19 protein-coding genes and 2 pseudogenes are annotated in these 20,562 nt (G+C 63.2%); 6 read left to right on the forward strand and 15 right to left on the reverse strand.

Annotation, left to right across the window (positions count from 1 at the left end):
* Positions 1–97: 97 nt before the first annotated feature.
* The gene (locus tag ACN0X6_RS11345) at positions 98–1,108 is read left to right on the forward strand and encodes a patatin-like phospholipase family protein (RefSeq protein WP_417703991.1); all 1,011 of its coding nucleotides are present in this window, start codon (positions 98–100) and stop codon (positions 1,106–1,108) included.
* Here the strand turns inward: ACN0X6_RS11345 and ACN0X6_RS11350 are convergent, their stop codons facing one another.
* The 11 genes from ACN0X6_RS11350 to ACN0X6_RS11400 all read right to left on the reverse strand — a co-directional run bounded on the left by ACN0X6_RS11350 (position 1,109) and on the right by ACN0X6_RS11400 (position 10,702).
* Positions 1,109–2,194, reverse strand: a complete 1,086-nt coding sequence (locus ACN0X6_RS11350; RefSeq protein WP_417703992.1) for an AI-2E family transporter — start codon at positions 2,192–2,194, stop codon at positions 1,109–1,111. It lies immediately after the preceding gene.
* 75 nt (positions 2,195–2,269) lie between these two features.
* Complete coding sequence (locus ACN0X6_RS11355) at positions 2,270–3,085, reverse strand: DUF4892 domain-containing protein (RefSeq protein ID WP_417703994.1); 816 nt, start codon at positions 3,083–3,085, stop codon at positions 2,270–2,272.
* Positions 3,086–3,212: 127 nt separating this feature from the next.
* Positions 3,213–4,076: an alpha/beta fold hydrolase gene (locus ACN0X6_RS11360; protein WP_417703996.1), complete on the reverse strand. Its 864-nt coding sequence runs from the start codon at positions 4,074–4,076 to the stop codon at positions 3,213–3,215.
* A complete protein-coding gene (locus ACN0X6_RS11365; protein WP_417703997.1) occupies positions 4,073–4,876 on the reverse strand; it encodes an alpha/beta fold hydrolase in 804 nt (267 codons plus the stop codon). Before ACN0X6_RS11365 ends, ACN0X6_RS11360 begins: the two co-directional genes overlap by 4 nt.
* Positions 4,877–4,974: 98 nt before the next feature.
* Positions 4,975–5,607 (reverse strand): LysE family translocator, encoded by a 633-nt coding sequence (locus ACN0X6_RS11370; protein WP_417703998.1) that lies wholly within the window; start codon positions 5,605–5,607, stop codon positions 4,975–4,977.
* A 42-nt stretch (positions 5,608–5,649) separates the two neighbouring features.
* Positions 5,650–6,453, reverse strand: a complete 804-nt coding sequence (locus ACN0X6_RS11375; protein WP_417703999.1) for an AraC family ligand binding domain-containing protein — start codon at positions 6,451–6,453, stop codon at positions 5,650–5,652.
* A gap of 58 nt (positions 6,454–6,511) precedes the next feature.
* On the reverse strand, positions 6,512–6,955 hold the full coding sequence (locus ACN0X6_RS11380; RefSeq protein WP_192985135.1) for a hotdog fold thioesterase: 444 nt from the start codon (positions 6,953–6,955) through the stop codon (positions 6,512–6,514).
* 54 nt (positions 6,956–7,009) lie between these two features.
* The gene (locus ACN0X6_RS11385) at positions 7,010–8,677 is read right to left on the reverse strand and encodes an AMP-binding protein (protein ID WP_417704001.1); all 1,668 of its coding nucleotides are present in this window, start codon (positions 8,675–8,677) and stop codon (positions 7,010–7,012) included.
* 170 nt (positions 8,678–8,847) lie between these two features.
* On the reverse strand, positions 8,848–9,306 hold the full coding sequence (gene sixA, locus ACN0X6_RS11390) for a phosphohistidine phosphatase SixA (protein WP_075747337.1): 459 nt from the start codon (positions 9,304–9,306) through the stop codon (positions 8,848–8,850).
* Positions 9,303–9,650: a DUF4389 domain-containing protein gene (locus tag ACN0X6_RS11395; RefSeq protein ID WP_147809721.1), complete on the reverse strand. Its 348-nt coding sequence runs from the start codon at positions 9,648–9,650 to the stop codon at positions 9,303–9,305. The genes sixA and ACN0X6_RS11395 overlap by 4 nt, the downstream gene beginning before the upstream one ends.
* Before the next feature lie 29 nt (positions 9,651–9,679).
* Positions 9,680–10,702, reverse strand: a complete 1,023-nt coding sequence (locus tag ACN0X6_RS11400) for an NAD(P)H-dependent glycerol-3-phosphate dehydrogenase (RefSeq protein WP_417704004.1) — start codon at positions 10,700–10,702, stop codon at positions 9,680–9,682.
* 282 nt (positions 10,703–10,984) lie between these two features.
* On the opposite strand from ACN0X6_RS11400, the gene ACN0X6_RS11405 reads away from it, so the two are divergent.
* From ACN0X6_RS11405 to fabB, 3 genes are all read left to right on the forward strand, one after another.
* A complete protein-coding gene (locus tag ACN0X6_RS11405; RefSeq protein WP_417704006.1) occupies positions 10,985–12,883 on the forward strand; it encodes an ATP-binding protein in 1,899 nt (632 codons plus the stop codon).
* 214 nt (positions 12,884–13,097) lie between these two features.
* Positions 13,098–13,613: a 3-hydroxyacyl-[acyl-carrier-protein] dehydratase FabA gene (gene fabA, locus ACN0X6_RS11410; protein WP_003240795.1), complete on the forward strand. Its 516-nt coding sequence runs from the start codon at positions 13,098–13,100 to the stop codon at positions 13,611–13,613.
* An 11-nt stretch (positions 13,614–13,624) separates the two neighbouring features.
* Positions 13,625–14,845, forward strand: a complete 1,221-nt coding sequence (gene fabB / locus ACN0X6_RS11415; RefSeq protein ID WP_417704009.1) for a beta-ketoacyl-ACP synthase I — start codon at positions 13,625–13,627, stop codon at positions 14,843–14,845.
* Positions 14,846–14,942: 97 nt separating this feature from the next.
* Here the strand turns inward: fabB and ACN0X6_RS11420 are convergent, their stop codons facing one another.
* The 4 genes and pseudogenes from ACN0X6_RS11420 to ACN0X6_RS11435 form a co-directional block, all read right to left on the reverse strand.
* On the reverse strand, positions 14,943–15,806 hold the full coding sequence (locus tag ACN0X6_RS11420) for a methyl-accepting chemotaxis protein (protein WP_397428109.1): 864 nt from the start codon (positions 15,804–15,806) through the stop codon (positions 14,943–14,945).
* Positions 15,801–16,604: pseudogene (locus ACN0X6_RS11425) on the reverse strand (MCP four helix bundle domain-containing protein); the annotation flags it as partial. The pseudogene ACN0X6_RS11425 and the gene ACN0X6_RS11420, both read right to left, overlap by 6 nt.
* A gap of 642 nt (positions 16,605–17,246) precedes the next feature.
* Positions 17,247–17,711, reverse strand: coding sequence for a DUF3859 domain-containing protein (locus tag ACN0X6_RS11430; RefSeq protein ID WP_417704011.1), 465 nt, complete (start codon positions 17,709–17,711; stop codon positions 17,247–17,249).
* Positions 17,712–17,867: 156 nt separating this feature from the next.
* Positions 17,868–18,878 carry an amidohydrolase family protein gene (locus ACN0X6_RS11435; RefSeq protein WP_417704233.1) on the reverse strand — a complete coding sequence of 337 codons (1,011 nt, stop codon included), beginning with the start codon at positions 18,876–18,878 and terminating at the stop codon, positions 17,868–17,870.
* 342 nt (positions 18,879–19,220) lie between these two features.
* Here ACN0X6_RS11435 and ACN0X6_RS11440 point away from each other — a divergent pair.
* Positions 19,221–19,940: pseudogene (locus tag ACN0X6_RS11440) on the forward strand (methyl-accepting chemotaxis protein); the annotation flags it as partial.
* Between the two features lie 228 nt (positions 19,941–20,168).
* Positions 20,169–20,504 (forward strand): PDC sensor domain-containing protein, encoded by a 336-nt coding sequence (locus ACN0X6_RS11445; RefSeq protein WP_417704235.1) that lies wholly within the window; start codon positions 20,169–20,171, stop codon positions 20,502–20,504.
* Positions 20,505–20,562 lie beyond the last annotated feature (58 nt).

Consider the following 20,562-nt stretch of genomic DNA (forward strand, 5'->3'; position numbering starts at 1 on the left):
TCTCACCGCGATAACTGGCGGCGGATTCTAGCAAAGACTGCCTTGGCTCAGCTCGATTGCACGAGTAAGGTCGAAGCTTCACTGGGGGAATTCGTCAATGAGCAAGAAAGTGGCGCTGGTGCTGGGCTCGGGAGGTGCGCGCGGCTATGCGCACATCGGTGTGATCGAGGAATTGCAGGAGCGCGGTTACGAAATCGGCTGCATCGCCGGCTGCTCGATGGGCGCTGTGGTCGGCGGCATCTTTGCCGCAGGCAAGCTGCGCGAATACCGCGAATGGACGGAAAGTCTGGATTATCTCGACGTGTTGCGCCTGCTCGATGTCAGCTTCCGCCTCGGCGCCATCCGTGGCGAGCGGGTATTCGGGCGCATTCAGGAAATCGTTGGCGAGGTGGACATCGAAAACCTCGCCATCCCCTTCACCGCCGTCGCCACCGACCTGACCAACCAGCAGGAAATCTGGTTCCAGGAAGGCTGCCTGCACCAGGCGATGCGCGCCTCGGCGGCGATTCCCAGCCTGTTCACGCCGGTCATCCAGGGCAAGCGCATGCTGGTCGACGGCGGCCTGCTCAATCCGCTGCCGATCGTGCCGGTGGTTTCCAGCCACTGCGACCTGATCATCGCGGTCAACCTCAATGCCACCAACCAGAATCACTATCAGTTGCCGGTAATCGAGCGCCCTGCGGCCCTCAAGGGTCGCATCGACCAGTTGATGACGTCGCTCGGCTCGCGCCTGCCCAGTTTTCGCCGCAAGAGCGAGGACGAAAGCCTGTTGCTCGCCGAGCAGCAGCGGCTCGCCGATGACATCAGCCCGGCCGCGGCGCCCAGCCACAAAGACGATGATGAACCCGCGCCGAAATCCGCCAGCGGCTCACGGGTAGCCGAATTCAGCGGGCCAGCTTCGCTGCTGGAGTTGGTCAACCAGAGCTTCGAGGTGATGCAGACGTCATTGGCGCAGTACAAGATCGCTGGCTACCCGCCGGACATCCTGATCAACGTGCCCAAGCGCGTCTGCCGCTTCTTCGAGTTCTACAAGGCGCCGGAGCTGATCATGCTGGGTCGGCAGATCGCTCGCGACACCCTCGACAAGTACGAAAGCGAACGCGGCTGATCAGCCGCGTGGCTCCTCGCCTGGCAGCGGTTTGTCCACTGCCGCTTCGGCCGCTGGCGTCTTGTCCGTCACCCAATCGCTGAGCAGGCTGTAAGCCACCGCCAGCAGCGTCGGGCCAAGGAACAGGCCCATGAAACCGAACGCCAGGATGCCGCCGAACACGCCGAGCAGCACCACCACCAGCGGCAGGTTGCCGCCACGGCTGATCAGGTAGGGTTTGAGGATGTTGTCCACCCCGCTGATGATGAAGAAGCCCCAGACACCGAGGAAGATCGCCATGCCGATCTCCCCCTGCCACACCAGCCAGGCCACGGCGGGGCCCCAGATCAGCGGCGGGATCATGATGAAGCTGAAGGCGAAGGTCAGCAGGCCCAGCACCAGCGCCCCCGGCACCCCGGCGATGACGAAACCGATGTAAGCCAGCACGGCCTGCGCGGCGGCGGTGCCGATCACGCCGTTGACCACACGCTGCACGGTGCCGGCAACCAGCTCCAGATAATGATCGGCACGCTCGCCGATCAGCCGCTCCAGCAGGCTGTGCACGAACACCGCCAGGCGCGGGCCATCACGGTAGAAGAAGAACACCAGCACCAGGCTCAGGGCCAGCTCGACCATACCCGCACCGATCTTCGCGCTACGCGCCACCAGCCAGTTGCCGACCTGGCCCAGGTAGGGCCGCAGCGTGTCGAAGAAGGCAGCGCCCTGCTGGTCGATGGTGCGCCACAGCTCCACCAGGCGATCACCGACCAGCGGAATGCTGGCCAGCCAGCTCGGCGGTGGCGGCAGGCCCTCGACCTGCAGATCCTTGACCAGGGCGTTGGCATCCTTGATGTGGTCAGCCAGGTTGAAGCCCAGCCAGACCAGCGGCACCGCGACCATGACCACCCAGACCCCCGTCAGGATGCCCGCCGCCAGCGACAGGCGCCCATTGAGCAATTGCGTCAGCAGGCGCATCAGCGGCCAACTGGCAAAGGCCAGCACGGCGGCCCAGAACAGCGCCGACCAGAACGGTGCCAGCACCCAGAGGCTGGCAGCCAGCAGGCCGAGCAGAAGAATCTGCACCAGCAGACGATCATTAGTGGCCATCAAGCGAAACTCCCTTCGACGAAACGACAAAGCGCCCTTACGGGCGCTCTGCGACAGGCGATTGCGAATGCTAGCTTAACGCAACAAACGCACACTCAGTGTTTCATCCGAGCGCTCACCCAACTCCAGGCGCGCTTCGCGCACGCGCTGCTCGATCAACGCCTCGCGCCAGGCCTCGGCCTGGCTGCCGGCAAGGCTGACACGCAAGGTGCTGTCGAGATTCAGGCTGCGCGCCAGCACCTGCACCCAGGCGCTGTCGGCCCTGGCTTCGTCGGGCAGTTTCAGTTGCCCATCGCTGCGCAACTGACGCAGCAAGGTCGCCGGCGTCGGCAGCAATACGCCCAGAGGGGCTTCGGCGTCCAGTTGCTCGGCATGCAGGTAAGCACGGCGATTACCACGGGTGATGCTGTAAAGCGCCAGCAGGCTTTCGTGATTCGGCTCGGCGAGGCGCAATAGCGCATAGGCCTGCTGGTCATCGGAGCCATACAGCGTGGCATTGCCGAATACCGAGTTGGCCCACAGGCTGCTCGCGCCGCACTCACGGCCCTGGCACCAGTAGAGCAGTTCGGCGCCCTGCTCCAGCAAAGTCTCCCGCGCCGCCGTGAATACCTGATCGGCACTGTGGGTGCGCGGCAGTTCATAGGTCACCACACTGTGCTGGCCTTGCACCAGAATTTCCCGCTCATAGCGCAACCGCCCGCTGATGCGGCGAATGGAGCCTTGCGGGTAGATACGCTCGACATCGGCCGCTTCCTTGAACGCGACGATGTGACTGGCGGGAAAACGTGGCAATACCTCGAGGTCGCGACTGCCAGGTAGATCGGCCGCCAGTGCGACACCGCTGCAGACCGTGGCAAGCACCGCAGAAAGAAACTGCACAGGCCCCTTCATGAGGTGGCAGTCCACTGAAGAAACACGGCGGGTGAGCTTGCTGTACAGCGAGTGGCGACTTTTAACGGGTCGATCATGCGATCCTCCATGGCAGACCGCCACACCTTTCCCCAGGGCCGCAGGCAAGTCAAGGCAAGCGCAGGAATGGATTGAAACAATCCGCTACGAGCTGCGCGCCGGTTTCATCATCCAGATGCAGGTGATGCCCACCGGGCAGACGGTGTACCTCGAACGGCAATTCCTGCAGCAGGGTCCGCACGGCCGACTGCGCCCCCATCATGCCCTGCTCCGCCAATACCAGACTGACCGGGCACTGCAGCGCACGAACGAACGCCTGCGCATGCGCCCAGCTCAGGCGCAGCGGCGACGGCAAGGTCAGGCGACTGTCGGTGCGCCAGGTGTAGCCGCCCGGCACCGGCATCAGGCCACGCTGCGCCAGCAACTCGGCCGCCTCACGGCTGACCGCGCCGACGCCCTTCATACGCGCTTCGACAGCGCGCGCCATTTCGGCGTACACCGGTTTGCGCTTGTCATTCAGTGCCTGCCTGGCCCGCAGCGCCTCACCGAGCTTGTGTGGCGCCTGTTCGGCTTCACCGGTATAGGGAACCAGGCCGTCGATCAGGGCGAGGCGCGCGATCCGCTCGGGCATCGCCCCCGCCAGCAACACCGCAGTGATCGCGCCCATGGAGTGGCCGAGAATGGAGAAACGCTCCCAGCCAAACTGCTCGGCGACCTGCAGCACGTCAAAGGCATAATCCCACAGCGCGTAACCGGCGCCAGCCGAACGATGCTCGGAATGACCATGACCGGCAAAATCCAGGGCGACGATGCGCAGCCCCTCGAGTTTCGGCGCCAGGCGCGCGAAGCTCGCCGCGTTATCCAGCCAGCCGTGCAGCGCCAGAACCGGCACACCGTCCTCTGGGCCGTAGAGATGAGCCGCCAACTCGATATGCGGCAGGCTCAGGCGAACTTCCTCGAAATCCATGCTCATGCACCTTGCTCCTGGCTACCAGCCCAGCGGGTGAACAGCTGACGCAGCAGATCGGCAGTGACCTGCGGACGTTCCAGAGGGAACATATGGCCGCCAGGCAGGTTGTGATATTCCGCGCGCGGCATGCGCCGCAGCAGGCGCGCATGATGCGGCAACACCACCCGACTGTGGCGACCGCGCACCATGGCCAGCGGCACCGCCAGCTGCTGTGGCAGCCCTGGTGAGGTGTGCGGCACGCTGCGATAGATACTGATCTCGGTGGCCGGATCGAATTTCAGGCGCAATCCCTGCTCGCTCAGTTGCAGACCATGACTGACATAGGCGTCCAGGCACTCGGGATCGAAACGCCGAAACAGGCTCTTGCCGGCGAAATAGTCTCGCGCCTCGACGAGATCGACAAAGGCTTCACGGCGCCCAAGCGTGCGGCCGGCTGGCGTGATGCGGTCGATGAAGCCAAAACGCTTGGCGGCGCGAATCACCATGCGGTCGGCCAGGGTCAGCACCGGCGAATCGAGCATCACCACCCCACGGTACAGCTCGGGACGAAGCAAGGCGGCGTGATAATGCAATACGCCGCCGAGCGAATGGCCGACGCCCCAGACCGGCTCGTCGCCGCCTTCGAGGTGATGGATCAGCTCATCGACCAGATTCGACCAGTTGTCATTGACCGGAAAACGCGGGTCATGGCCGTGCTGTTCCAGGTGTCGAATCTGGAAATCCGGCGCCAGCGCGGCGAACAGCTTGCCGTAGGTGGCGGACGGAAAGCCGTTGGCATGAGCGAAGAAGATCGGCTGCGGCATCATGGAACTCGAAAAGGCGAATAAGCCCGGATTCTCCGGCAGCCGTGAACCGGCGGCAATGACCGTAACGGCCATTGATTGCGGCGCAATGGCCAGGGCTATAGCAGCAGACGTCCAACGATGCTGGCAGCCACCAGCAGAAATACCAGGCCGCAGAGGAAGTCGATGGTCGGCGCCACCTGCAGCAACCGCTGGCGCATCAGCGGCCGGCTCAGGGTCAGCCCCAGCAGGCCGAACCAGAACAGGCTCAGGCCGAACAGCAGCGCGGCGCAGGCCACCTTGCCGGGGAGCGACATGTCGGCGGGTACCAGGCTGCTGAGCAATGCCAGGAAGAATACCAGCGCCTTGGGGTTGCCCAGATTGGTGAACACGCCGCGCAACCAGGGGCCGAAGATCGAGGGCGTCAGCTCGCCATCCAGGCGCCTCGGGCCAGCACTGCCGCGCCACCAGGCACGCACCGCGCCGATCCCCAGCCAGCCCAGGTAGAGTGCGCCGCCGATCTGCACCAGATCGAACAACCACTGGGTACGACTGAGCAGCAGAGCCACGCCGCTGAGCACCAGCGTGCCATGCAAAAGAATGCCGCAGGCCAGGCCCAGCGCGCTAAGAAGGCCCGCACGCTGGCCCTGATGCAGCGCGGTACGCACCACCAGCGCCACATCGGGGCCGGGGCTGACAAGCGCCACCGCGAACACGGCGGCCAGCGACAGCAAGACGGATGTCTCCTGCATGGTGATCTCCAGGAAATGAAAAGGGTGAGACAGGCGGCTGAATCAGCCCTGACGCAAGCGCGCCGGTGGCAGACCGTAAGTGCGGCGAAACAGCCGCGAGAAATGCGCCTGATCGTAGAAGCCCAGCCGTAAGGCAATCTCGCTCAGAGGCTCACCTGCCAACAGCAGCGGCAACGCCCGCTGCAGACGCAGCTGGGTCAGCCACTGATGCGGCGGCAAGCCGGTGTGCTGGCGGAAACGCCGCAATGCCTGCCAGGGACTCATGGCACAGAAAGCAGCGATTTCCTCCAGCGTGGGCGGATCGTCCAGGCGGCTCTCCAGCCAATCGCGCAGACGCTGCCAGGTCTGCTGATCGAAGACGCGATGTGGCTCGCTGACACGCAAGGTCGAGCCCATCTCCAATAGATGAGCCAGCGCCTGCCAGAGCGCCTCTTCCTGGGCCAGTCTCGAGCCGCCCAGCATCGCCGCATGAAAGCGTTGCAGGTGCTGCGACAGCAGCGGGTGACGCAGACTGCTGGTGGTCAGGCGTGGTGCGCCCTGACGGCCGTCGCTCAGGGTACGACTGGCTTCATCCAGCCAGGAGGGATCGAACGCCATCACCCGGATGCGGTAACTCTGGCCGTCCAGGCAGGCGCCGTCATGAATCCCTTCCGGCGCCATCAGCAGCACGTCCCCCGCCCCGACATGCCGGCGCTCACCGCCATAGGCGTAGCGATGCTGCCCCTGAATCAGCAGGCCGACGTGGTACTCCAGATGAAAGTGCCGGGGAAAGGCGAAGCGGCGGTACTCGGCATCGATCAGACGAACGCCGGGCAAGCTGCTTTGAATATGAGTGATCTGGTCCATGGCGCGTACTGTAGCGCCACGGACCGGGCAAATCTTGGATGAAATTGCAGGCAGAAACTTAAAGTTTCGGGGGCTGATCACCCAGGGCAACGATGGCCATGGTCAGCCGCGAGATGCAGCTGACCTTGCCGTCATCACCGCTGAGGCGAATGTCCCAGACATGAGTGGTACGACCCAGATGCACCGGCCGCGCCACTGCATGCACACGCCCGCTGCGCAAACCGCGCAGATGGTTGGCATTGACCTCCAGACCGACGCAGTAGAAACGGCTGCTGTCGATGCACAGGTAGCTGGCGGTGGAGCCGAGGGTTTCCGCCAGCACCACCGAGGCGCCACCGTGCAGCAGGCCGTAGGGCTGGTGGGTACGCGAGTCGATCACCATGCTGGCGCTGAGCGATTCGTCGTCGAAGGCTTCGAAACGAATGTCCAGTACCTCGCCAATGCTGTTTTTCAGGGTCGTGTTGAGTGCATCGATATCAGGCGTTCGTTGCCACAGTCCCATGCAAGCGCTCCTTGTGCGTTGAAGACAGGGCCGGTCAGCCCGGCCCATTCAGGCTCAATCGTGCCAGAGCACGGCTTCGCTGCGCTGCTGCCACTCGGCGAAGCGCCCGCCGTAGGTGCCCTCGATCACCGCACGTTTGATTTTCAGGGTCGGCGTCAGGAAACCGTTCTCCACTGCCCAGACCTCCTTGACCAGTACCAGGCCTTGCAACCGCTCATGATGATCCAGACGGCCATTGACGTCGGCGAGCAAGGCCTTGAGGCTGTTTTCCAGTTCATCGCGGCTGTCGTTGGCCGCCTCCTGGCGCCCCACATCGGACAGCACGCAAAGGGCTATGGGTTGCGGCAGGCCGTCGCCGACCACGCAGACCTGCTCGATACGCGAGTGCTCACCGATGCGGTTTTCGATTGGCGCCGGCGCCACGTACTTGCCCTTGCTGGTCTTGAAGATTTCCTTGATGCGGCCGGTGAGGCGCAGGTTGCCTTCGGCGTCCTGCTCGCCCTTGTCGCCGGTACGCAGGAAACCATCGTCCGTCAGCGTCTCGGCGGTCTTGATGGGGTCCTTGTAGTAACCCTGCATGGTCGCGCCGCTGCGCACCAGGACTTCGCCATCCTCGCCGATGCGCACCTCGACGCCCGGATTGTTCTGACCGATCCAGCCCTGCTTGAACTTGCCCGGCAGACAGACGTGGGAATAACCACAGTTCTCGGTCATGCCATAGACCTCCTGGATCTCCATACCCAGGCGGCGATACCAGTTGAGCAGTGTCTCGGGCACCGGCGCGGCGCCGGACAGCGCATAGCGAATGGCGTCCAGACCCAGGCCTGCGAGTACCTTGCGACCGATGAAGCGGCCGATGATCGGCAGCCGCAGCAGACGGTCGAGCTTCTGCGCCGGCATCTTGCTGTACACACCCATCTGGAATTTGGTCCAGATGCGCGGCACACCGAACATCACCGTCGGCCGCGCGCGCTTGAGGTCTTCGAGGAAGGTATCCAGGCTCTCGGCAAAGAAGATCGTCTGCCCGGCATAGAGCGAAGCCAGTTCGACGAACATGCGCTCGGCCACATGGCACAGCGGCAGGTAGGAGATCAGTCGATCCTCCTCGCCCACCCCGAACAGCTTGATGGCGTTGCTGGCGGCGAAACCGAAATTGGAGAAGTTGTGCATCACGCCCTTGGGCGTGCCGGTAGTGCCGGAGGTGTAGATGATGGTGGCCAGCTGGTTGGCTGCGGGCTTGGGATCGTCCTGAATCGGTGCGCTGCGCTGCAGGTCATCCCAGCTGTAGTCGAAGCTGCCCTGCGGATGCAGCGGCAGGCTCACGGTCGGCAGCCCCTGCGGCAGGCCCGGGGCCATCGAAGCCCAGTCATCGAGCTTGCCGACGAAGGCCAGGGCTGCCTCGGAATGCTCCAGCACCTGGTGCATGGAATCGGCGGTGAGGTTGGGATACAGCGGTACCGACACGTAGCCCGCCATCCAGATCGCCAGATCGGCAACGATCCAGTGCGCGCAGTTCTTGGAGATGATGGCGATGCGACTACCCTGCGGCAGCTCGCGGCTACGCAACCAGCTGGCTGCACGACGAGCCTGTTCGCCCACATCGGCCCAGCTCAGCTCCAGCAGCTGGCCGCCGCCCAGAGGTTGCACCATGTAGCGTTTGTTCGGGTGCCTTGCTTCACGTTCGTAAAACAGCTCGAGCGGCAAACGGATTGCATCAGCCACAGGGCTTCCTCCTTTGTTGTTTTTGTAGGAATCAACCAAGCACTTGCTTGGTTGAATATTCCATGCAGACAAAAGAGGCGCAAGTTAAGAAATGTTTCTCGCCTGGACACATGTGCAGGTGTCAGCGCTACATCGGGCGGGGCGCCGACGCGGCGCCACAGCATGATGAATCAGCGAGGGTGGATCAGCGCCAGCAGCTCCATCAGCCCGGCAGCCGGGATATCGCCTTCCAGTTCAGCCAGACTGGCGGTACGCATGGGCAGCGGCTCCTGCCGATGACCGTGCACCAGCAGACCACCCAGCGCGCCGATCAGCGGTTGATGGCTGACCAGCAGTACCTCGGCACGCTCACGCTCATCGAGATACTTCAGGGCATCACGCGGATCGCTGTCCGGCGTCAGCCAGGCCACGGTGTTTATCTTGCCGGTGAACCCCAGCTCGCTGCGGACCAGCTCGGCCGTCTGCTGGGCACGCACGTAGGGGCTGGCGACGATGGCGGTCAAGGGCCGGCCGGCGAGCTGAGCGGCGGCCTGCTGCACTTCCTTGCGACCATGAGCGGTCAGCTCGCGGGCAGCATCACTGGCTGCCTGCGGCTCGGCCTCGCCATGGCGCAGCAGCCATAGCCTCACAGCTTGGGCTCCTCGTCGCGCACAGGGTGCGGCGCCGGCGGGATGCTGTGCGCGGTTTCGCCTTCGGGCGCACGCGGCGTCGGCCAATCGGCAAACGGCCAGGGCTTTTCATCGGTATTGAAGGTGCCGAAACGACCGATCTGCGCCAGGTACTGGCTGAGGCTGTCGCCAAAGCCCAGCAGGCTGGCATTCGGCGCCCCGTAGAACAGGCGGTAACCCAGTTGCAGCAGCACCACGGCGCCAAGCAGCAGCTCGGCCAGTTGCCAGACGATGACGAAAATCACCATCCACAGAATGCGCAGCAGAATCGACTCTCGCTCCAGTTCCTGCTTTTCATCGCTCATGACTCACTCTCCTTGATTGGCTGCAGGGTTCAGAAACCCGCAGTGGGGATGAAATCGACGTCGGTCTTGGGTTCACCGAGCATCAGCAATTCGATGACCTGAGCCAGCGTACGCCCCTCGAAGAGGATGGCATGCAGACCAGCGACCAGCGGCATGTAGACGTCCAGCTCTTCGGCACGGGCCTTGAGTACCTTGAGCGTATTGACCCCTTCGGCGACTTCGCCAAGGCGCTGCACCGCGTCTTCCAGGCTGAGGCCTTCGCCCAGGGCGAAGCCGACCTGATAGTTGCGGCTCTTGGGTGACGAACAGGTGACGATCAGGTCGCCGACACCCGCGAGGCCGAGAAAGGTCATCGGGTTGGCACCGAGCTTGACCGCGAAACGGGTCATTTCCGCCAGGGCGCGAGTGATCAGCATGCTCTTGGTGTTCTCGCCCATGCCCAGCGCCGCCGCCATGCCGGACATGATGGCGTAGACGTTCTTCAACGCGCCGCCGAGCTCGACGCCAAAGCGGTCGGCACTGGCGTAGACACGGAAGGTTCTGCCATGCAGAGCCTGCTGCACGCGCAGGCACAGCTCCTCGTCTTCACTGGCGATCACCGTCGCGGTCAGCGCGTGATCGGCCACTTCCTTGGCCAGATTCGGCCCGGACAGCACGCCGATACGCGCGTCGGGGGCGATCTCCTCGAGAATCTGGCTCATCAGCTTGAAGGTCTTGGCTTCGATGCCCTTGGTGGTACTGATCAGCATCTTGCCCGCCAACTGTGTCGCCACCGGTTGCAAGGCATCGCGCAGGGCACTGGAGGGCAGCGCCACCAGCACCAGCTCGGCCTGCTGCAGCACGCCGCTCAGGTCACTGGTCGGCTCGATACCGCTGTGCAGCTTGACGCCCTTCAGGTAGCGCGGGTTCTCGCCGCTCTGACGCATTTGCTCGGCCTGCTCGGGGTCACGCATCCACTGCAGGACGCGCTGGCCGTTCTCCGCCAGCAGATTGGCCAGGGCGGTACCGAAGCTGCCGCCGCCGAGTACGGCAATGGGTTGGAGCTGTGTCATAGGTCTTCCGAATGAGGCCATTCGTGATGGCGGTCCGCAGGCATTATACGGAGCCGAGAGTACCCGGCCAGGGCAAAAGTTCAGTGCATACCATCTACAGAGAGGGGCAAACGAGAATTACCGCAGAGTGCAGGCGCCTGACGCTGGCAAAGCGCGTTGGGTCGGTTAACATGCCGGATTGACCATAATTGCCAAGGACGATTCGTGCCCACAGGCAGCCCCTTGCCCCCGCCCTGCCCCTCTCGTCAGGCAGCAGCGCCGCTTTCCAGGGACGGTAGAACCATGAACCAGCGTCGCGGCTGGAACATTCACACCCGCACCCAGCTGATCAGCGTTGGCCCCGCCCTGCTGCTGACCCTGCTGCTGACCGGTTTTCTCACCTTCACCCGCCTGCAGGACCTGCGCCTGGAGCAGGGTCATATCGGCCAGTTGATTGCCAATCAACTGGCGCCAGCCACCGAATACGGCGTGCTCAACGACAACCTCAGTACCCTGGAAAGCCTGCTGCGCGCCACCCTCGGCACCCCCGACGTGCGTTTCGTTGAAGTACGCGACCGCGACGACAACATTCTGGTGTATGTCGAACGGCCCAAGGAACAAGGCCATAGCACGCCGCAGGTCGAGGTGTTCCAGGCACCGATTCGCCTGCAGGGCCAACCTGCGCGCACGCACGTGCTGCCACCTTTGGGCAAGACACTCGGCGACGGCTACCTGGGCCGGGTGGTGGTGGGCATGTCCAACGACACCTTCAATACGCGCCAGCAAGAGATACTGTTCAAGGCCGGTATTCTGTCGCTGTTGGCGCTACTGCTGACCTTTCTCCTCGCCAGACGCCTGGCCAGGCGTCTGGCGCAGCCGCTGAGTGCCATGGGGCAGGCCCTGGAGCGCATCCAGAGCGGCGACTATCAGCCCTCGCTGATCGAGCGCGGCAATGACGAACTGACCGACCTTGCCCGGCATATCAACAACCTCGCCTGCGCCCTCGAGCAGAGCGGTCGCGAGCAGCAACAGGCGATTGGCGAACTGATCCAGGCACGCGAGGAATCCGAACAGGCCAACCGGGCCAAGTCTGACTTCCTGGCCATGATGAGCCATGAACTGCGCACGCCCATGAACGGCGTGCTGGGCATGCTGCAACTGCTGGAAACCACCAGCCTGAACGACGAACAGAATGAATACGCCGCATTGGCCACCGAGTCCACCGAGCACCTGCTCAAGGTGATCAACGACATCCTCGATTTCTCGCGGATAGAACGTGGCGCCCTAGAGCTAGAAGCCATTCCCTTCAGCCTGCTGGAGCTGCTGCAAGGCTCGGTGCAGGTATTCCAGCACAGTGCTCAGCAACGCGGCCTGCAACTGCTGCTGGAAACCCAGCCAGGCCTGGAGCAGATGGAGATGCGCGGCGACCCCACGCGCATCCGGCAGATTCTGGTCAATCTGATCGGCAACGCACTGAAGTTCACCGAAGAAGGCCAGATTCGCGTGGAAACCCGCTGGCAGAAGCTGGATGACCAGGTGCTGTGGTTCACCTGCGCCGTACGCGACAGCGGCATCGGCATCGACGACGAGCGCCTGGAGCATATGTTCGATGCCTTCCAGCAGGCGGACACCTCGATTTCCCGCCGCTACGGCGGCACCGGCCTCGGCCTGCCGATCGCCCGCACCCTGGCCGAACGCATGGGCGGCACCCTGCGCGCGGAAAGCCAGCTGGGCGCGGGCTCGGTGTTCACCCTGGAAATACCGCTGCCCTTTCTGGCCCGCAACGAACCCGCACCACGCAGTGACAACCAGAACCTGGGCAGCGGCGACGGTCAGGCGGTGTTGCTGGTGGAGGACAATCCGGTCAACCAGACGGTCATCGAGGCCATGTTGCGCAGCCTGGGTTATCAGGTCAGTCTGGTCGGCGATGGTCAGCAGGCCGTACAGAACTGCTGCCGACACGAATACGCCGCTATCCTGATGGACTGCAGGCTGCCCCTGATGGACGGTTACGAGGCAACGCGGCAGATCCGCCAGTTCCAGCAATACCAACAGGTGCCGATCATCGCCCTGACCGCCAACGCCCTGCAGGGTGACCGCGAAGCCTGTCTGGAGGCGGGAATGAACGATTACCTGGCAAAACCGTTCAAACGAGCAGATCTGCAACGCATTCTGCTGCGCTGGCTGCCAGCCCGACCATAGGCGAGTGGCGCCCGTGACAAGGTGGCGTTACAAGGGGAAACTGCTGTGCCTGTGACAATGTAGAGCCGGCAGAGTACAACTGTACTCAGTGCGCTGTGACTTTCACCACAACGCAACAGTCTATGACTAGGCTGCCGGCAGACGCCTATGCAGGCGTGGCCGGCCAGGACGATTCGCCCAGCCTTAGAAGCGTGGGGACAATTGAGGAGCTCGCATGACAAGACAAAACGCCTACACCCGGGAAGATCTGCTCGCCTGCAGCCGCGGCGAACTGTTCGGCCCGGGGAACGCGCAACTGCCCGCCCCAAACATGCTGATGATCGATCGCATCGCTCACATCAGCGAAACCGGCGGCAAGTACGGCAAGGGCGAAATCGTCGCTGAGCTCGATATCAATCCGGACCTGTGGTTCTTCGGCTGCCACTTCGAGGGCGATCCGGTCATGCCGGGCTGCCTCGGTCTCGACGCCATGTGGCAGTTGGTCGGTTTCTACCTCGGCTGGCAAGGCAACCCGGGCCGCGGTCGTGCCCTGGGCAGCGGCGAAGTGAAATTCTTCGGTCAGGTACTGCCGACCGCCAAGAAGGTCACCTACAACATTCACATCAAGCGCACCATCAGCCGTTCGCTGATCCTCGGCATCGCCGATGGCACCGTGGCCGTCGACGGTCGCGAAATTTATAGCGCCGAAGGCCTGCGCGTCGGCCTGTTCACCTCCACCGACAGTTTCTGAAGGACTTGCACATGCGTCGTGTAGTGATCACCGGTCTGGGCATCGTTTCCTGCCTGGGCAATGACAAAGAAGCCGTTGCCGGCAGCCTTCGCGCGGGCAAATCAGGCATCCGTTTCAACCCCTCCTACGCCGAAATGGGCCTGCGTAGTCATGTCTCCGGTTCGGTCAACCTGAACCTGGAAGAGCTGATCGACCGCAAACTGCTGCGCTTCATGGGCGACGCTGCGGCCTTTGCCTATCTGTCGATGGAACAGGCGATCAAGGATTCCGGCCTCAGCGAAGAGCAGATTTCCAATCCGCGCACCGGCCTGATCGCCGGTTCCGGTGGCGCTTCCACCGTCAACCAGATGGAAGCCATCGATACCCTGCGCGAAAAAGGCGTCAAGCGCATCGGCCCATACCGCGTGACCCGCACCATGGGCAGCACCGTATCGGCGTGCCTGGCGACTCCGTTCAAGATCAAGGGCGTCAACTTCTCCATCTCCTCGGCCTGCGCCACCAGCGCGCATTGCATCGGCCAGGCCATGGAGCAGATCCAGCTGGGCAAACAGGACGTGGTCTTCGCCGGCGGCGGCGAAGAAGAGCACTGGAGCCAGAGCTGCCTGTTCGACGCCATGGGCGCCCTCTCCACCCAGTACAACGAAACCCCGGAAAAGGCCTCGCGCGCCTACGACGCCAAGCGTGACGGTTTCGTCATCGCCGGTGGTGGCGGCATGGTCGTGGTCGAGGAGCTGGAACACGCTCTGGCTCGCGGCGCCAAGATCTACGCGGAAATCGTCGGCTACGGCGCCACCAGCGACGGCTACGACATGGTCGCCCCGAGCGGCGAAGGTGCGATCCGCTGCATGCAGCAAGCGCTGGCCACCGTCGACACCCCGATCGACTACCTCAACACCCACGGCACCTCGACGCCGGTTGGCGACGTTGCGGAAATCAAAGGTGTGCGCGCCGTGTTCGGCGACAAGGCTCCGGCCATCAGCTCGACCAAGAGCCTGTCCGGCCACAGCCTCGGCGCTGCCGGCGTGCAGGAAGCGATCTACTGCATGCTGATGATGGAAGGCAACTTCATCGCCGCTTCGGCCAATATCGACGAGCTCGACCCGGAAGTCGCCGACATGCCGATCCAGCTCACCACCGTCGAGAACGCCAAGCTCGATACCGTGATGAGCAACAGCTTCGGCTTCGGTGGCACCAACGCCACCCTGGTGCTCAAGCGCTGGACTGGCAAGTAACAGCTGTCGCGGTAAAGAAAACGGCGCCTTCGGGCGCCGTTTTCGTTCGTGCTTCTTTCTCCCTTCCCCCACTGGCGGGAGAAGGGCTGGCCGCGCCTCAGACCTTGAAGCGCGCGACCAGGTTGTTCAGATCGATCGCCAGGCGCGACAGCTCCTGGCTGGCCGCGCTGGTCTGGTTGGCACCCGCCGAACTCTGCAGCGAAAGATCGCGAATATTGACCAGATTGCGATCCACTTCCCTCGCTACCTGAGCCTGCTCTTCCGACGCGCTGGCAATCACCAGGTTGCGTTCGTTGATCGAGGAAATGGCCTGAGTGATCAGCTCCAGTGCCGTCCCCGCCGCCTGGGCTACCTCAAGAGTGGAACGAGCGCGACTGTTGCTGCTCTGCATCGAGCCGACCGCCTGATCGGTGCCACTTTGAATGGCGCCGATCATCTGCTCGATCTCCTGGGTGGATTGCTGAGTGCGATGCGCCAGCGCGCGCACCTCGTCAGCCACCACGGCGAAGCCGCGCCCTGCATCACCGGCCCGCGCCGCCTCGATGGCCGCGTTGAGGGCCAGCAGGTTGGTCTGCTCGGCGATGGAGCGGATCACGTCGAGCACCTTGCTGATCTCACGCACTCGCTCGGCCAACTTCTCGACCTCCCCCGCAGTGCCGTTCACGTCATCGGCCAACTGACTGATCGAGCTCACGGTCTGGCGCACCTGCTCGCGCCCCTGCAGCGCCGTGGCATTGGATTCGCGCGATGCCTCGGAGGTGCTCACCGCATTGCGCGCGACCTCTTCGACCGCCGCAGTCATCTCGTTGACTGCCGTAGCGGCCTGCTCGATCTCGGTGTTCTGCTGATGCAGGCCGCGAGTCGAATCTTCGGTCACCGCATGTAGCTCTTCGGATGCCGATGCCAGTTGATTGGACGAGTCGGCGATGCTCTGGATAGTGCCGCGCAGACTCTGCTGCATGCTTTTCAGGGCGCTGAGCAAGCGCGCGGGCTCGTCGCTACCTTCAGCATGAATCACCTGCGTCAGATCGCCAGATGCCACCACCTCGGCCACCCGCACCGCTTCACTCAGCGGCGCGACAATGCTGCGCGTCAACAGCATCGCCAGCACGATGGTAGCCAGGGTCGCCAGAATCATCATGGCGATGACCCAGATACGTGCCGACTCCGCCACCTGCCTGGCCGATTCGCCTGCTGCCACAGCGCTCACACGATTCATCTCGATCAGCTTGGCGAGGCCCTGCATCATGGCATCGGCGTGCTCGTTGAGCACGCCGCCAGCCACCTCGATGGCTGCATCGAAATCACCCTGGCGTAGCGACTCCACGATTCGAGTCTGCTCCTGCAGGTATGCCGCCTCGGAGCGCTTGAACTCGTCGTAGATGCCGCGCTCCTCGGTGCTGGAAATCAGCGGCTCATAGGCCTCCTGACTCTTGGCAAGGGAGGCGCGTACGTCTTCAACCAGCCGCAGATTGGCCTGCACGTCTGCCGAATCGCGATTAAGCATCGAGCGCAAGGTAATGGCACGCAAACGCAAGATATTCTTGGACACATCGCCAATGGCCAAGACGCTTGGCAGCCAATTGTCATTGACCTCGTCGGACCGCTCGCGCATTTCGCCCATCTGCATCAATGAAAATACTCCAAGCAGCACGACCAGCAGAGCGACCAGTCCGAACCCCAGAGCCGCCCGGGGGGCGATAGAAAGATTACGCAGCGACATTTTTGAAGCTCCCATTGCGCGCAGAAATCGAGACATCCTCAGCCATACCTGGCCGAGGATCGGGTGAGATTGCGCTGATCCCTGACGGCTTATCGGCCTTGTGTCCGCGCGCTTTATAAGGAAAAGAAAATATTCTGTCGGCGCAATGCCTTGGCCATTGGCTGATCGACGAACCAGCGCCAGTACTGAACGCGCGACGCTTCATCCCGCTGCTTCTGCCCGTCACAGGCGCGCTGGCACCGACGAAAGCCCATGCATTGGCACGCCGTCAGCCCTGAAACAGGCTGGGTATGGGCAGGCGCTGCCGGCCACGACGTGCGGCCATGCAACGGAGTACGGTGAGGCGCTTGCGTCGCGCCTCAGCAAGGCATGCTGCAACGCCTGGCGATGACCTGGGCGCGTTGCATCCTGTTGGATAAGGGGCACGAATTTGCTTGCTGAAGCCCGTAGAGGCCATCGCCCTGCTTGATCGGGAGAAACGCCGGCAACGCAAATGTGGCGCCCGCGCGCCTTGGCGCACCTTGGGCAATTGAATCGGCACGCTAGCGCTATGCCCGACGCTTACCAGCGTCAGGCATGGCTGCATGCGCTGAACGATCCATGGGGTGTACTGCGGTCATGAAAGCCAGCCACCGATCTGGATAGACAGTGCGGCGAAAATGGCCATCGCGCCGATGATCAGCGCACCATAAAGCGCTGTTCGGCCAGTTTGCGATCGCCCTGATAGACGATGAAATGCCACTCACCGGGCACCACTTCGTGGTGTTCGGTGAATTCGAAAGCCATCACGTCCTGCGGGGCACCGACTACCAGCTTCTGCTGCACTTCGAACTTGTCATGGCGCTGACCATCCGGGGTGACCACACCCGGGGTGAGATACAGCAGCGTCAGCGGCGTATCACCCTCGCGCTTGTCGGCCAGGCTGTAGCGCATGCCGAACTTGGTGCCGAGCTTGGCGGGAATCTGCTCGGTACGCTGGATTTCCTGGTTGCTGCGAGTCAATACCCGCTCGCCGGGCTGATAGTCCTGATACTGGCTGCTGAAGATGCCGTATTCCACTGGCCCATCGACACGGACGTCAGCCTGGCTCAGACCTGCCCAGGCGAATAGACCGGCCATCATGGCCACTCGGGTGTAATGCATGGTGCGCTCCTCGTTGAGATGAGCGCGAGCCTATGACACCCGGGTGACAGCCTGATGACAACCGCGCTAAGGGGCATGCCTCCCTCATCCGGCGCCAAGCGCCAGCCTCTCCCGGAAGGAGAAGGGCATGGAAGGTCGTCACTACGGACTACCAGGCTATCGATCCAACTCGGCCTGCACCTTGCGCGGCAGCACGGAGAGGAAGTTGTCACGCGCCACCTTGTGCGCCACGTCTTCTGGCAAGGCGTCGAGGAAAGGGTCGAAACCCTTCATGTACTCGCCCAGGCTACCGAAGCGGCCGACCACATCCGAGCCCAGCATGAAGCGCTCCGGGTAACTGCTGACCAGATGCACCCACTGCGGATCAGGCGTGCCGTTTTCGTCCAGCAGATAGGGTCGCAGCATGGTCCAGGACAGATCGATATACAGGTTCGGGTATTGGCCGAGCATGCGCTCCAGAGTCTCCAGGAGGAAGTCGAGCTTCTCCTGATGACGATGAATCTCGGCACTGGTCCCAGCATGCGCCCAGATGAAACGCACATGCGGATGATTGCGCAGCGGCGCCTCGATCTCTTCCAGATAAAGCGGATTGCGCTCGCGCTTGGAAGTGATGTTCGAATGCAACATCACCGGCAGGTCATATCCGGCAGCCAGATGGAAAACCCGCGCCAGCGCCTCGTTGTTGGCGCGCGGTGCGCTGCCATGAATCAGCGCGGTGAGATCGTCGTGACGGGTGAAGACCTCACCGATGCCCTGCCACAGGCCGGGATCGAGCTCCAGCATGCGGCGGATATGGGCATCGGCGTTCTTGTCGTTGGGGTTGAAGCCGGAAAGAAAGGGATGAAAGCGTTTGCGCTGCTCGGCGGGCAGACGCTTGTAGGCGGCAGCGATGAACACGTCGGTAGCGCTGTACCAATAGGCATTGGCGTCATCACCGGCGTAATAACGCGGGCGCCTGGGCTCGTCCTCATCCCATTTCTTGGCCACCGGAATGCCGGAGAACATCACATGATCGACGTTGTTTTCCGCCATCTTCTCCAGCAGTTCGTCCATGCCGGCACTTTCCTGGAAGAAGTCCACGTAATGCAGGTGAGCGTCGCTGTAACGGTATTCGCGGGCCTGGGCGCTGCAGGCGACAGCGGCGCTGAGCGCGAGTATCCATGGCATCGTTCGAGATGTGAGCAAGGCGAGTCCTCCTGACGGTACGAGCAGCATAGACCGCCGACCCGCCAGGCAAGTTCGGCGAGCAGTCGCGCGCCTCGATGGAGCGTGCAATCTGCCTACGCACCACGTCAGCGCATCGCCAGCGCGCCAGCAGCCCGGGACGGCAATGGACACGGCCACCAATGATGGCACCTCGCTTGCAGTGCTCGAGACAGACCAGACAGGGGAATCATCATGTTGCAGTTGCTGCGCAAGCCAGCCCGCAAGGCCCAGGACGAGGCCGCATTGGACGCTCTGTTCCAACAGCACGACCTCACCATTCGCCTCCCGGAACACTATCACTGGATGACACGCCTGAACGACTTCAGCGCAGGTCTCCAGCAACGCATTCGTGCCAGCCTCGGCGCCGCCGTCGGCATCGCCGCGCATGCGCCACAACTGGCGCGCATTGCCGCTGCCAACCAGCAAAGCGGGCAAACGCTGGCACAGTCCTCGGAGTTGATCGCCAGCGCCAGCGAGCAGGTCACCACCACGCTGGACGCCGAACTGGTGCCCGGTGCCGGCGAAGTCGCGCGCTTGTCCGCCGAGGTATCCGCCACCCTCAACCAATGCCAGCAAAGTGGCCAGGCGGTGTTGCGCCAGGTCGAAGTGATCGATTCCAGCGAGGCGCAACTGGCTCAGGTGATCCAGCAACTGGCCGGACAGCTCGATGAAGTGAGCAAGGTCATCGGCGTGATTGCCAGCATCTCCCAGCAGACCAACCTGCTCGCCCTGAACGCCGCCATCGAGGCCGCACGCGCGGGTGAACATGGTCGCGGCTTCGCCGTGGTCGCCGAGGAAGTGCGGCGTCTGGCTGGCCATACCACCGATGCCACCGGCCAGGTCAGTGGCATCATCGAGCGCTTTCGCGAAGGCATGCAGCAGCTCGGCGATGCCGGCCAGCACATGAACCAGGCGGTGGCCGACGGCCGCACCGGTATTCTCGCCGTCAGCGGCGGGCTGGACAGTACCCGCCAGGCCATGGACCGCTTGGACGCTCAGGTCGGCCAGATCGCCGCAGGCACGGAGCAGATCGGCCAGGCCGTGCGCTCGATCAATGGCGATGTACAGAACATCGCCCAGGTCGCCAGTGAACTGCTCGGCAAGGCCGGCCAGGTGCTGCATCACAGCAAGGCCGTGCGCGAAGACGGTGATCGCCTGCTCGCAGGGCTCGGCGACTTTCGCCTGGAAATTCACGCCGCCGTGCGCGCCAGCGTCGAGCAACTGGCGACACGCCCCGAGCTGATCAGCGACATGACAGCAGCCGAACGACTGCTTGCCGATACGCTGGCGCGCGACAGCCGTTTCGAGCTGTTCTACCTGGTAGACAGCCGCGGCGTGCAGATTTCCGAGAACGTCTTCGCCGCCGATGTGGCGCACGGCGAGGATGCCAGCTGTCGCGGTCACGACTGGAGCCAGCGCCCCTGGTTCAGCGCCGTGGCCGAGCGAATGGAAAGCCATATCACCCAGGTCTACCGCTCCTCGGCGACGGACGATTTCTGCTTTACCGTTTCGGTTCCCGTTGTCGATCGACGCGGCCAACTGCTGCGTGTGCTGGGAGCGGACGTGAGGCTCTCGGCGCTGGTGTGATCGGTGCCGACTGGGCTAGGCTGGCCGCTGTCGATTCGTCACACCTCAAGGGAAGTGC

The organism is Pseudomonas sp. (assembly GCF_048269965.1).
GTDB lineage: Bacteria > Pseudomonadota > Gammaproteobacteria > Pseudomonadales > Pseudomonadaceae > Aquipseudomonas.

What these genes read in the sequence shown, in the direction of transcription:
- ACN0X6_RS11345 (WP_417703991.1), top strand. Translation starts at nt 98, where the DNA reads ATGAGCAAGAAAGTGGCGCTGGTGCTGGGCTCGGGAGGTGCGCGCGGC.
- ACN0X6_RS11350 (WP_417703992.1), bottom strand. Translation starts at nt 2,194, where the DNA reads ATGGCCACTAATGATCGTCTGCTGGTGCAGATTCTTCTGCTCGGCCTG.
- ACN0X6_RS11355 (WP_417703994.1), bottom strand. Translation starts at nt 3,085, where the DNA reads ATGAAGGGGCCTGTGCAGTTTCTTTCTGCGGTGCTTGCCACGGTCTGC.
- ACN0X6_RS11360 (WP_417703996.1), bottom strand. Translation starts at nt 4,076, where the DNA reads ATGAGCATGGATTTCGAGGAAGTTCGCCTGAGCCTGCCGCATATCGAG.
- ACN0X6_RS11365 (WP_417703997.1), bottom strand. Translation starts at nt 4,876, where the DNA reads ATGCCGCAGCCGATCTTCTTCGCTCATGCCAACGGCTTTCCGTCCGCC.
- ACN0X6_RS11370 (WP_417703998.1), bottom strand. Translation starts at nt 5,607, where the DNA reads ATGCAGGAGACATCCGTCTTGCTGTCGCTGGCCGCCGTGTTCGCGGTG.
- ACN0X6_RS11375 (WP_417703999.1), bottom strand. Translation starts at nt 6,453, where the DNA reads ATGGACCAGATCACTCATATTCAAAGCAGCTTGCCCGGCGTTCGTCTG.
- ACN0X6_RS11380 (WP_192985135.1), bottom strand. Translation starts at nt 6,955, where the DNA reads ATGGGACTGTGGCAACGAACGCCTGATATCGATGCACTCAACACGACC.
- ACN0X6_RS11395 (WP_147809721.1), bottom strand. Translation starts at nt 9,650, where the DNA reads ATGAGCGATGAAAAGCAGGAACTGGAGCGAGAGTCGATTCTGCTGCGC.
- ACN0X6_RS11400 (WP_417704004.1), bottom strand. Translation starts at nt 10,702, where the DNA reads ATGACACAGCTCCAACCCATTGCCGTACTCGGCGGCGGCAGCTTCGGT.
- ACN0X6_RS11405 (WP_417704006.1), top strand. Translation starts at nt 10,985, where the DNA reads ATGAACCAGCGTCGCGGCTGGAACATTCACACCCGCACCCAGCTGATC.
- fabA (WP_003240795.1), top strand. Translation starts at nt 13,098, where the DNA reads ATGACAAGACAAAACGCCTACACCCGGGAAGATCTGCTCGCCTGCAGC.
- fabB (WP_417704009.1), top strand. Translation starts at nt 13,625, where the DNA reads ATGCGTCGTGTAGTGATCACCGGTCTGGGCATCGTTTCCTGCCTGGGC.
- ACN0X6_RS11420 (WP_397428109.1), bottom strand. Translation starts at nt 15,806, where the DNA reads ATGCAGCAGAGTCTGCGCGGCACTATCCAGAGCATCGCCGACTCGTCC.
- ACN0X6_RS11430 (WP_417704011.1), bottom strand. Translation starts at nt 17,711, where the DNA reads ATGCATTACACCCGAGTGGCCATGATGGCCGGTCTATTCGCCTGGGCA.
- ACN0X6_RS11435 (WP_417704233.1), bottom strand. Translation starts at nt 18,878, where the DNA reads ATGCCATGGATACTCGCGCTCAGCGCCGCTGTCGCCTGCAGCGCCCAG.
- ACN0X6_RS11445 (WP_417704235.1), top strand. Translation starts at nt 20,169, where the DNA reads ATGACAGCAGCCGAACGACTGCTTGCCGATACGCTGGCGCGCGACAGC.